Here is an 11,639-nt window from a genome sequence, read left to right as displayed (position 1 = left end):
AGCGGAATCTAAAGTAATGCTTCTCAAAAAAAATAATCTGACAATAAAAAAACCTCTAGTATACTATTGCAATTCCACCCTCAATCAACATGGGTATAAAACTAAGCACAAATCAGCTTTCGTAGTGGGTTAAATGAACGCCAATTACATCTTTGAACATATTGCTTATCTTTGTAATGATAACATCTTATGAAAAATGGAAAGAAAGATACCAAAGGAAATTGATTGCGGAATGGGGATGATTATGGATATCATTGGAGGAAAATGGAAACCTTGCCTACTGTTCAACATCTGGAAGGGTCATCGCAGGCCAAGTGAGCTTCAGCGTCTCAACCCTAGGGCAAGTCGTAGGGTTTTGAATCAACAGCTTACCGAGCTGGAGGATCATGGCATAATCAGCAAGACCATTTATCCTATTCTTCCTCCAAAAGTTGAGTATTTTTTGACAGACCTTGGATCTTCGCTGATTCCCCTGATCCAATCTATGGATAACTGGGGTTCGCAATATCTGGAAAATCCTCATCAACATCCAAAAATCAATTTACTTGAACTTCCCCATGCAGAGTGTAAAACAATGATTTAAGCGATCATAATTAACATTTTATTATAGAACCCGATAAGACTGATATGCGTTGGAATGGTATTTTCCGAGCAATTAAGTTTTTGCAAATGCTATTGGGTCAAAAATAAAGCAATCAAAAAATTTGAGGATGAATTTTTGAAATTCAAATCTGCGCGCTGCAGCGATAGATTACTTGCTTTTATTTTGTCTCCATATTTTGCTTTAAATAAAAAAAAATACATCACAGTAGAGATCAATAAACAATTTTTATTTGTCTCTAGGCTACTATTGTCAATAGTCTGTAGATGCTATCTCACTCTGCAGTTGTCGATTGCTACAACCCATTCGTCACAGCCACAATCTACACACTTTAAGGGGGCCTCAGTTTTAATACGCTTTATGTTTCCGCAGAAAATACATGCATAATCTTTATTGGGAGAAAGCATTTTGGTTTTTTGCGCAAATAAGGCCGGCAGGATCGGAAGACCCAGCTGTACTTTATCATCCGGATAGAAATAAACACTTAGTGTTCCCGATGTTTCCAGAATTACGGTTTCTACCTGACCCAGATGTGAAATGCTCTTTTGCCTCAATTCAGCAAAAAATTCATCTAGGCCAAGTGCTTCCTTTCCAAATTCTTTAGTATTACACCGACCGTCTTTAATTAGATAAACACATCTTCCTTCAATTAAGTCATCTAACTTTTGATTTTTAGCGGTGAGGTAGGTAGTCAACCGATAAGCGCCAACAATAATTGTGAAAATTATGATGGGTACAATTAAACCAATTTCCTTGTAAAACATGGGATCACCTGCAGCCGAGCCTAAACTAATAATGACAACGAGTTCAAAAACGGACAGTTGCCTTACCCCACGTTTCCCTAAAAGCCGTAAGCCGGTAAGAATGATGAAATACATGATGAGGGTACGAAGTGCGATTTCGGGCATGAATTCCCATCGATCTTCTCCGATAAAGAAATTTTGCCAGTCAATATTTATATTCATAGTTCGAGTTGTGTGGTTAGAACATTTCTGAAGAGAAAACGATTTGGGAATTGATAAGTTTTTCTAAACCTCTTTGACTAATTGTGGTTTGCCAATGAAAGTAATAACCAATGCCAGAAATGTCAAGGGCAGGCGTAAAGCTGAAATCCGGGCTTACCACCCTTATAAATCCTAGGCCCAAGCTTTTTCATATTTAAGTAATTCCTCATAAGGATTGCCTTGCAGGCCAAGCAATGTAGCAAAAGCTGGTTCGGTTTTCATACCTTGCCGTTTTAGTTCAATAATTTGCTTTCGAAAAGCTTCACCTTTTTCCAACAGTATTTGGTATTCAATCATCATGTGGCGATAGGCAACCTGGCGACGGGTAGGAACATCCTGTCCAAAGATTTCAATTTCGAAATCTGCGACCTTAAATTTTGCGACTATGGCGCTTGGATTGGTTTTATTGTATTCCCAGATCTTGAAGCCATCTTCATACTGGAATAAATTGGTTAACACATTTGATAAATATTCTTTATTGCTGGAATAGCATATAATATCAATATCGCTACTTTCGATATCAATATCAATTGGTATTGTTCCAACAACTATTGGATCAAATTCAGAAATCATTTCCAGAATAAGCTGTTTTTTTAGCATATCATAAACACTAATTTGTCTATCATTTCCGTATTTAAGGTACGCTATTGAATCAAAGTTTTTTACTGGGTGCATTATGAAAAGCTATTAAGTAAACTATGAGTATCCTAGGTATGTATTAATCTTAAATTTAGATATATATCCTGATATTTTGTTTAACTGATATTCTTAACTAATTATATAAATAAGATCCTTCATTTTTTAAACTGGTTCTCAATTCAAAATTGTAAAAAGTGGCAATTATAACGCTAAAATTATTTACTAATTAATAATAGTGCCCTTACAATTCCAAAAAGAGTTTTAGCTTTAACATTGGGCACTGTTTATGAGCCCCTTTTATCGGATCTTTTTGTTGCTAACAACATTTCCGTATGAACCATAAATATCCTCTTCCTGGAAAAACAATACATTTCTGAATTCTTGCCTCTGGCATGAGTGATGGGGTTCAGTGAGGAATTTAAACGGTGCGTAAGATAGATTTTATCTTTATTGTTTTTAAGGGACGTAGGTAAATTTCAAATATTCTCTGAGTGTAGTCGGTTTCCTTTGTAATATTTGTTCCAATGTCCCATCACAATAATTATATTCATCATTATTTATAATCTGTGAGAAGCGCAGGGCAATAGATATTTTTTCATCTTCGACTCCATGTTGCTTCAATGCTGAAACAAAGAATTCCTGGTTAGAATTAAGGAAAGGTACCTCATGCCCTGAAAGGTCGCTCAGTATATCGGCCACCTCAATGAAAGAATATGACTGGTTACCTGTAAGCACATAAGTAACATTTGAATCATCTCTCTTAATAATAATTTTCGCCATTGCCTCTGCTATATCTGCAATGGTGGCAAATGCTGATTTTCCGTGTCCCACAGGAAAATTTATCCCATTAATTGGTAAATGTTCTCCAATAAAAAAGGGTATAGTATCTGAATTGAGTCCGTTCTGAAAAATGGTGTATTGACAACCGCTCTGCCTAATGTGATTTTCGGTAAGAAAATAGGAATCATTTAAATAGCCTAATTTACTTTCTTGTACATGACGGTTTAGCGCGCCGCTGGCAAAATATAAATGTTTAATCCCACTTTCCGCCGCGGCATCTATAACATTTTTATGCTGCCCGAACGCACCTGGGCTTGCTATGGGAATGAGGAGTAAACTATCAACACCAACGCATGCTTTTTCAACATCCTTTTTATTGTCGTAATTGCCTAGTCTAACAGAAAGACCTAGGTCTTTCCATTTTTGCGCCTTTTTTTCATCTCTGGCATATATTGCGATCTCCGAAGGATTGATTTTTTCCAGCAAATTTTCTATTACAGCCGCACCTAGATGCCCTGTAGCTCCAGTGATTAATATCATAATAATTTATTGTTGTTTACAATTCATAATTTTTATCCAATAATTCAGGAATGCATTTTACATAACAACCCCATTGTGATAGGCTTAACGCTTTGGACAAAAATATATAATTGAAATTGGTTGTTTCATGTATTTCATTAAAAATGCGCATAAAACAAAGATTAAAATAATGTAATTATGGTTTATACATCAAAATATTTTTTTTGTTTTAATAAAAGATGGTGTAGCAAATTTATCTTTCATTTTTATGGGGGTAATGGATTTCATTCGATATAAAATAAATCATATCCTTTCCACAAATACATTTAACAGTTTAAATCAGCATAGATCTTAAAAAATGCTCTGAAAGCAACATATTAAACTTCATATTGCCAAAATCCATTATAATCGAATACATTGGGGAATTGTGTTGAACTGATATTTACAGCATATGCTCGAAAGCTATAAGCCTCTGCAAAAATAAAACTGTAGATGACCAAATAAAGAAGCGTTGGCCGTCATTATATTGTTTCTAAATCTTGCACTTGGCGGATACCTTAGCATAAGCGTAGATTGAGTGCTTAAAGATTAGTCCAGCAGCTCAATTACGCACTGAGGGTTGAAAACGAGATTCAAAATCAAATTAAGTTGGATATTATCAATTTATCCGTTGGGTTAGACCAAGAATTTAAGGCTAAATGCTCGGCTTTCGAAGGAGTTTGCAAAGACATCTTAAAAAAAAATTCAAGCAAACAAAGAGTCTAATAAAACCGGCTCTGTATCTGCTTGAAAATTGAATTCTATCCGGCAATAAGATTCGAATACTGTTGGATTTGATTCATTGGAGAGCTTTTGCGCTCATAAAAGGCATAGATTAACTCGATGCTAATCAGTACATCATCCTAAAGACTTATCACCCGCATTAATGTAGACCTGGCATCGCTTAGGTCAACAATTCCTCCAAACCAAATGCTTTGATTACTTTAACATATTCCATTTCAACTGCCTTATTAGCTGCCTCAACAATATGTCCGGTTGCGCTGTCGACGGTTGTCCTTAGTGGCCTTTGACCCTTTGGTAATGTAATCAGCTTTACGATTGCATCAGCAACATCTTGGGGATTTGGTTTTGTATCTTCGAAAATCTGTCCAATTGCAGCGCCCATCTTATTAGGAAAGTCAGCAATGAGTTTATATTCTTCTGCAATGGCTGCATCTGATCCGAATTGGGTTTTCTGAGACATTTCTGTGGGAAAAGCGCCTGGTTGAACAATAGCAATATCGACACCTAATGGACGAAGTTCGTAATGTAATCCCTCGCTCAATGCTTCTAAACCAAATTTTGAGGAAGAATATATAGCAAAAAAAGGAGCTGAAAATCTACCCCAACCACTTGATACATTAATTATAAGGCCTTCTGATTGTTTGCGCATAAAAGGCAGCGCCAGTTTGATCATTCTCCAAGGTGCGATAACATTAACGTCCAACATCCGATTCAGATCATCTGAAGTAGCAGTTTCCGCCACACCAAACATACTCGTTCCTGCATTATTTACCAATACATCTATCCTGCCCTCTTTTTCAATGATGAAGTCGAACGCGCTTTGTACACTTTTCTCATCTGTTAATGAAACATCCAGGACGGTGATATTTTCTACCCGCTCGAGTTCATTTGCTTTAGCAGCATTCTTTCCTTTGGTATCTCTTATTGTAGCATAAACCATATGGCCCATGGCCGCAACAGATTTAGCACTCAGCCACCCAAACCCACTGTTCGTTCCGGTAATTAACACAACTTTTTTTTCCATGTTTTCTCTATATAAATAATTATACAAATATTCACATCTAAAAAAATAAAGCATTTACCATTTGGTAAAAAGCAGTTTTAGCGTATATTTTTTCTTATTCTACTAAAAGACTGCTGAGTAATGCCAAGATACGAGGCAATGTGAGAAAGGGGAACACGATTCACAAGACCAGGAAATTGCTCAATAAAGGAGTTATATCGTGAGGTGGCGTCTTCCGAAACCAAAGGGCTTCTTCTTTCTATTGTTTTTAACAGACAGTTTTTAACTATCAATTCGGTAATATGGTGCCATCCGACAATTGTATTTCCAATTTCGTCCCAGTCTTTCTTTGAAAACACAAGCAATTTACAATCGGTAACTGCCTGTATATACTCCGAAGCAACCACTTGGGCTTCAAACCTTTGTTGGTCGGACACAAAGTTATTTTCGTCAATAAAATATTGTGTAATTTCTTTGCCTTTATTATTGTAGTAAAGGAAACGAACGACACCTTCAAGTATGAATCCAACCTGTTTGGGTATCTTTCCGGCTTCGGAAAAATATTCATCTTTTTGAATGTAAATTACCTTAGCCTTGCCTTTGATCAGATCTATTTGATGTGTGTTCAGATTCCCGAACTGTAATAGGTAATCGATGAATTCTTTCATAACCTTAAAGTTCCAATTTATTTAAAACAATTTATTTACCATATGATAAAAACTTTAACTAAATAAATCCTGCACCGGCATACCGTTTCTTCGAACCCTTCTTTGACGATTTATTCTTTCGATTATCCAAAGTAATCATTATGGCTTTACCGGAAAATTTCGCTATCGTATATCTGGTTTTTAAGTCTCAGGGCATGCTTGGCCGGAATATAAATATACGGGAAGCTACGATTCATGTAATGAAGAGGTTGCACCCTATGGCCGGATAATAACAGAAATTGCTACCCGCACGATTTAGACTTCGAGCGCAGTTTGAACGGACTGGAATGAATTACTCAGATTTGGCCCGGGTTGGTTTCATGCTATTGATATATTCTGTTGGAGACATTCCAAACTGTTTGGTGAAAGATCTTGTAAACTGCGCCTGTGATCCAAATCCGGTCATTGAGGCAATTTTCATTATTTTAAAGTTTTCCACTACCAAAAGCTCCGCAGCTTCTTTCAACCTGGTAATTGTGATTAGCTCGTGGGGACTTAGATTGGCTATAGCCTTTATCTTCCGATAGAAGGTTGGCCTAGTCATGTTCATCAAACCTGCCAGCAATTCAACATCGAGTGATTTGTTGCTGATGTTTTCCAGAATAATCTTATTCAACCGGTCGAGAAATACTTCGTCTGACTTGTTGTATGCCATACTTTTCAAATGCGCTAGTGGAGAGGTCGCGAAGTATTTTTTTATTTTTTCCCTGCTTGCCAATAGGCTTTGAATTTGGGTAAGCAGGTGATCTGGCGAGAATGGTTTTTCAATATAAGCATCAGCACCTGATTCCAGGCCTTCTATCTTAGACTGAAGTGTACTTTTGGCAGTCAGTAAAATAACCGGAATGTGGGCATACTCGAGATTGTTTTTAACGCTATTACATAAAGTATAACCATCCATAATCGGCATCATCACGTCGCTAACGATTAGATGAATACTTCTTTGCTGTATTAGATCCAATGCATCAGCACCGTTACCTACCTCTAAGACCTGAAATTTTTTGCAAATCTTGGCGGTTATAAATTCTCTTATTTCAACATTATCTTCAACCAATAAAATCACTGGTTTTTGCTGTTGGCTATCTTCCGTTTCTTCGGTTTCAGGTTCCGTTGGGTTTTTGCCGGCTATTGTTACATCTTGATCCCTTCTTGGGAGCATCAGGGAAAATAGGTTATAATGTCCCTCGGCAATACTCAACCGTAGCGTCCCCTGATGTAATTCTGCTAAAGAACGGGCAAGTGGCAAACCAATCCCCGTTCCCCTTTGGTCTTTGTTATATTCAAGCCGGTAAAATGGCTCGAAAATCTTTTCATGGAGATCATCAGGAATAAGTTCTCCGTCACTCTTGATCCCAATTTCAAAAACTTGATCATGAAGAATGACCTCCATAAAAATCTTATTTTTTGCATACTTAACTGCATTATCAATCAAATTGCTTAGCATTTTATTCAAAGCTTCAGGATCTGCTATAGTCAAGAATGTAGGTTGTGGGAACTTTATATTGAGTTCTATATTTTTGGTGGCCATTTCTGACTTGTAGCGAATGCAATTTTCTTCCAATAGTTGGTTGATATTGACCGTAACCATATTCAGGCTAAAACCTTTAGTTTCCGTCTTTCTAAAATCCAGCAGCTGGTCTGTCAATTCCAGCAGTCGATCGGTGTTTTTTCTTACCGTTACCAAACTGTCTTTAATGGAGGGCATCTCCTGAGAATTTTTTATCACATCCTCTAATGGCCCCTTTATTAAAGTTAAAGGTGTTCGAATTTCATGTGTAACGTAGGTAAAGAACTCCAGCTTTGAATTATAGAGTTCTTTTTGCTTGTTTGATTCCCATAATTCAGACACACGCACCTGTTTATCAATCAGACGTCTGCGATAATAGCGGATAGTAAGATAGAAAATTAGGATAAGCGCCAAACTGTAAATAAAAAGTACGTAACCACTGGCCCAAATTGGCGGGTCTATAAAAATGACCATTTCAGTTGAGTCCTGATTCCATTTTCCGAAACCATTGGAAGCCCTAATTTTGAACGTATATGTGCCTGGCGAAAGGTTGGTAAAATAGACTTTACGATTGCGTTTCAGGTAAACCCAGTTTTTGTCCAAGCCCTCCATCATGTAACGGTATTCTGTGGTTTCCGGAGAGGTATACCCCAATGCGGCAAAATCAATACTGAATGTGGATTGATCATGAGGCAAACGGATCGCTTTTGTAAAGGTTATCGACTTTGATAATACAGAATTCTCCCTATTAATTTCCAGTTCTTTATTGAATACCTGGAAACCTGTAATGTAGACAGGGGATAGAAACCGATTAATACTGAACTGATCAGGAGAAAAGCTAATCATACCTTTTAGACTACCGAAATACATCTTGCCGTCTTGATCTTTAAATGCGGAACTATAGTTGAACTGATCACTGAGCAATCCATTTTCTTTTGTATAGGTTTTGATGTTTTCATTTTTTGGGTTGAAGCAAGCCAAACCACGAGAGGTACTGATCCATAAGTTTTGATGCTCATCCTCAAGAATTTTGTAGAAAACATCACTTGGGAACCCGTCTTTACTGAAATATCTTCGGATTTTATTGTTTTTCCTATCAATTTTATTAAGCCCATTCTCTGTGCTCACCCATAAGCTACCCTTCGAATCGATAAAAACGCTGTTGACGGCATTGCTGCTGATGCTGTTCTTATTTTGTTCGTCCGTGGTAAATGAACCTGAAGTATTACTGATGGGGTCATAGAAATATAGACCGGTTCTGAGTGATGCCGCCCAAATTGTACCCTTATTATCTTCAAGCAGACTGGAATAGTGAATATCAACTGGTACTTCACTCACCACATTAAATTTATCAGCTGATCTATTATATCGGTATAGTCCATTGGAAGTGCCGATAAGAAGGATTCCGGACTTTGTTTTTAACAAACTTTCAACAAAGTTGCTTTTCATCTCGTTATTTCCAGGCCCGGCACTGTAGTGCCTGATTACTTTTCCGGTATTAATGTCTATCACATCTAGCCCACGTTCAAAAGTTCCTACCCAAAGTTCGTTGCCTGCCGCCATTAAACCATGAATATTGGTATGAGCAATGCCCGTATTATCTCCCGTAGGCTTAAAATGTTTAAATAGGTTAGCCGTTGGGATTAGTTTGTTTAAACCACCATCCTCTGTTCCAATCCAAATATTCCCTTTAAGATCATTGCAAATTTCGCGAACGGCGTGGCCGCTAAGGTTCCCCGCTCCTTCTTTGGGAAAATACTTATCGAAAACGACCGGCTGATTCGAATGATAATTTATCCCCCCGAAATAGGTACCTGCCCAAACGCCTCCTTCTTTATCCTTGGTTAGCGTGTAAACTGCGTTATCAGACATTGAATATGGATTATTGAATTCATGACGAAGATTGGAATAGCCACCAGTGATCATGTTGTATGAGAAAAGGCCAGATTCGGTAGCGATCCAATATTCATCTCTGTTTTTTTCCAGGAAACTTCTTGCGTATAAAGCCGTCCGATCTGGATTCTTGATATTGAGGTCTTTGTAGGTCAGAGATTTTTGATCGAAAACCTTAACACCCTGGTTGGATGTCCCGATAAGAAAATATCCTTTACCGGTATCATACAATTTTTCGATCCATCCCGAAATGGTGGGTTGTGATTTATCGAAAACGCTATAGCTTTCAAAATTATTGCCCATTTTGTTATACATCTGGATAAAACCATCGTTCGTGGAAACCCACAAATCTCCTGTTGGCGTTATAGATATGGAGGTTGCGCCTGGGTGTATCCTGTGCTCAAATTTCGTCAGTTTTTTAGTTTTCTGATTATATTTACAAAGCAACAAGCCTGCAATGTACCAGACATTACCTTGTTCATCTAATCGAACATCCCTGATATCTTCATTTTTAGTAGCTTTTATGAAGTCAAAACTTTCGGTTGCGGAATTGTATTTGTATAGACCGCTAAGAGTTCCTACCCAGATGTGCTGCGTTTGATCTTCATATAGAGCGTGAATGAAATTACTGCCAAGGCTTTTTGGATCGTCCGGGTTGTTCCGGAAGGTTTTGAAAATATACCCATCAAACCTGTTTAGACCATCCTTTGTTCCAAACCACAGAAAACCCTTCCTATCCTGAATACTGCAGATCACTGAGTTATAAGATAAGCCGTTCTCCACTTGATAGTGCCTGAAAGTATAGGATTGTGAAAATGCCGAGGCATGGATCATGAGGAACAGCAACATCGATATCAGCAATTTCTTCATTTGTCTCAAGTATTTGGTTAGGCTAAATATAGGATGAAAAGCGCAGAGGTAAGCTCATCGATCTTTGGATCGGCCATTTTTAGGCTTAATTGAGACAAATTAGTGTCTTTTTGATCTATATCCTCAAATGTAAATTACTCATTTAGCAAAAGTTTTCAGTGACTCAGGTTGCTGAAACCGCATTAACCATATATAAACCAAAATGAGTATGAAAAAAAAATTAAAACTTGGCAAAGTGTTGAGGCTTTGCTTTACGCTCAGTTTACTATCTTTCCTTTGCTGTCAGATTGCCTATTCTCAGGGTAGAATTTCAGGAAGTGTATCCGACAAAAGTGGTATACTCACTGGGGTTAGCGTACAGGTAAAAGGAACATCGTTATCCACGACTACAGACCAGAATGGTTCTTTCAGCATCAGCGTTCCTAACACAGAAAATGCAGTATTGATCTTCTCTTATGTAGGATATACAAAGCAGGAAATTTCAGTTGCTGGCAGATCAGTAATAAACGTTGCTCTAATCGAAGCTGCTGACGACCTGGATGAAGTGGTGGTCGTAGGTTACGGTGTTCAACGTAAAAAAGACCTTACCGGTGCAGTCTCGATAGTAAAGGCCGCAGATGTTCAAAAAAGGCAGGCGACAACTGTAGCCGAATCATTGCAAGGGCTTGCAACAGGTATAAAGGTTCGCGGTGGTGGACAACCTGGATCAGAAGCCCAGATACAGATCAGGGGACTAAAAAACCTTTCAGGAACAAATCCACTTTATGTAGTTGACGGACTTATTACCACTGCAAACCGAGATTTCAACCCAGCGGATATTGAAAGCATACAGATATTGAAAGATGCGTCAGCTGCAGCGATTTACGGCTCAAGGGCTGCCAATGGTGTGATTATCATCACTACCAAAAAAGGTAAGGCGGGACCCATGCAAATCGAGTTTTCAGGGAAAAGCGGTTTACAGTCCATTCCCCGGTATGATCTTGCAGAAACGGATGAGTTTTCGAGGATTAATTTCATGGCATATGACAATGCGGGTGTGCAGAGACAACGATTGGACCTTGGCGTAAATACCAACTGGCAGGACGAAGCCTATCAAACCGGTAACATTCAGGATTATAACCTGAGTTTTTCTGGCGGCACCAAGGATGCAAGTTATTATGTTTCTGGGGGATATTTTGGAAATAAAGGTACGGTAATCAGTACAGATTTTGACCGGGTTAGTTTCAGGGTAAATACAAAAGGCACCAGAGGCATATTGCATATACCAATAAATTTGACCCCCTTTCGCCAATTTTAAATTGACCCCCAGAGTTGTTGCTTGAAAAAAGCAGAA

Annotated in this window: 8 protein-coding genes; 2 read left to right on the top strand and 6 right to left on the bottom strand. The window is 38.0% G+C overall.

The window, feature by feature from the left end; translation table 11 throughout:
* Nucleotides 1-196: 196 nt before the first annotated feature.
* Nucleotides 197-583 (top strand): winged helix-turn-helix transcriptional regulator, encoded by a 387-nt coding sequence (locus GJU39_RS22275; RefSeq protein ID WP_154283206.1) that lies wholly within the window; start codon nucleotides 197-199, stop codon nucleotides 581-583.
* Nucleotides 584-870: 287 nt separating this feature from the next.
* On the opposite strand, the gene GJU39_RS22270 is transcribed toward GJU39_RS22275, so the two are convergent.
* From GJU39_RS22270 to GJU39_RS22245, 6 genes are all read right to left on the bottom strand, one after another.
* On the bottom strand, nucleotides 871-1,566 hold the full coding sequence (locus tag GJU39_RS22270) for a DUF421 domain-containing protein (RefSeq protein WP_154283205.1): 696 nt from the start codon (nucleotides 1,564-1,566) through the stop codon (nucleotides 871-873).
* A gap of 171 nt (nucleotides 1,567-1,737) precedes the next feature.
* Nucleotides 1,738-2,280: a DUF4269 domain-containing protein gene (locus GJU39_RS22265; protein ID WP_154283204.1), complete on the bottom strand. Its 543-nt coding sequence runs from the start codon at nucleotides 2,278-2,280 to the stop codon at nucleotides 1,738-1,740.
* Nucleotides 2,281-2,700: 420 nt separating this feature from the next.
* Nucleotides 2,701-3,564, bottom strand: a complete 864-nt coding sequence (locus tag GJU39_RS22260) for an NmrA family NAD(P)-binding protein (RefSeq protein ID WP_154283203.1) — start codon at nucleotides 3,562-3,564, stop codon at nucleotides 2,701-2,703.
* Nucleotides 3,565-4,486: 922 nt separating this feature from the next.
* The gene (locus tag GJU39_RS22255) at nucleotides 4,487-5,350 is read right to left on the bottom strand and encodes an SDR family oxidoreductase (RefSeq protein WP_154283202.1); all 864 of its coding nucleotides are present in this window, start codon (nucleotides 5,348-5,350) and stop codon (nucleotides 4,487-4,489) included.
* A gap of 77 nt (nucleotides 5,351-5,427) precedes the next feature.
* Nucleotides 5,428-5,997: a Crp/Fnr family transcriptional regulator gene (locus tag GJU39_RS22250; RefSeq protein WP_154283201.1), complete on the bottom strand. Its 570-nt coding sequence runs from the start codon at nucleotides 5,995-5,997 to the stop codon at nucleotides 5,428-5,430.
* Nucleotides 5,998-6,328: 331 nt separating this feature from the next.
* Nucleotides 6,329-10,306: a hybrid sensor histidine kinase/response regulator transcription factor gene (locus tag GJU39_RS22245; RefSeq protein ID WP_154283200.1), complete on the bottom strand. Its 3,978-nt coding sequence runs from the start codon at nucleotides 10,304-10,306 to the stop codon at nucleotides 6,329-6,331.
* A 208-nt stretch (nucleotides 10,307-10,514) separates the two neighbouring features.
* Between GJU39_RS22245 and GJU39_RS22240 the strand changes: the two genes are divergently transcribed.
* Nucleotides 10,515-11,603, top strand: a complete 1,089-nt coding sequence (locus GJU39_RS22240) for a TonB-dependent receptor plug domain-containing protein (RefSeq protein ID WP_154283199.1) — start codon at nucleotides 10,515-10,517, stop codon at nucleotides 11,601-11,603.
* The last annotated feature ends 36 nt before the right edge of the window (nucleotides 11,604-11,639 follow it).

This window comes from Pedobacter petrophilus, from assembly GCF_009674725.1.
Classification (GTDB): domain Bacteria; phylum Bacteroidota; class Bacteroidia; order Sphingobacteriales; family Sphingobacteriaceae; genus Pedobacter; species Pedobacter petrophilus.
Note: the sequence above shows the minus strand (reverse complement) of the source record. Positions and strands in the feature narration are given on the sequence as shown.

Excerpts from the sequence above, each read along its gene's own strand:
- GJU39_RS22275 (WP_154283206.1), top strand. The coding sequence starts at position 197 with ATGGAAAGAAAGATACCAAAGGAAATTGATTGCGGAATGGGGATGATT.
- GJU39_RS22270 (WP_154283205.1), bottom strand. The coding sequence starts at position 1,566 with ATGAATATAAATATTGACTGGCAAAATTTCTTTATCGGAGAAGATCGA.
- GJU39_RS22265 (WP_154283204.1), bottom strand. The coding sequence starts at position 2,280 with ATGCACCCAGTAAAAAACTTTGATTCAATAGCGTACCTTAAATACGGA.
- GJU39_RS22260 (WP_154283203.1), bottom strand. The coding sequence starts at position 3,564 with ATGATATTAATCACTGGAGCTACAGGGCATCTAGGTGCGGCTGTAATA.
- GJU39_RS22255 (WP_154283202.1), bottom strand. The coding sequence starts at position 5,350 with ATGGAAAAAAAAGTTGTGTTAATTACCGGAACGAACAGTGGGTTTGGG.
- GJU39_RS22250 (WP_154283201.1), bottom strand. The coding sequence starts at position 5,997 with ATGAAAGAATTCATCGATTACCTATTACAGTTCGGGAATCTGAACACA.
- GJU39_RS22245 (WP_154283200.1), bottom strand. The coding sequence starts at position 10,306 with ATGAAGAAATTGCTGATATCGATGTTGCTGTTCCTCATGATCCATGCC.
- GJU39_RS22240 (WP_154283199.1), top strand. The coding sequence starts at position 10,515 with ATGAAAAAAAAATTAAAACTTGGCAAAGTGTTGAGGCTTTGCTTTACG.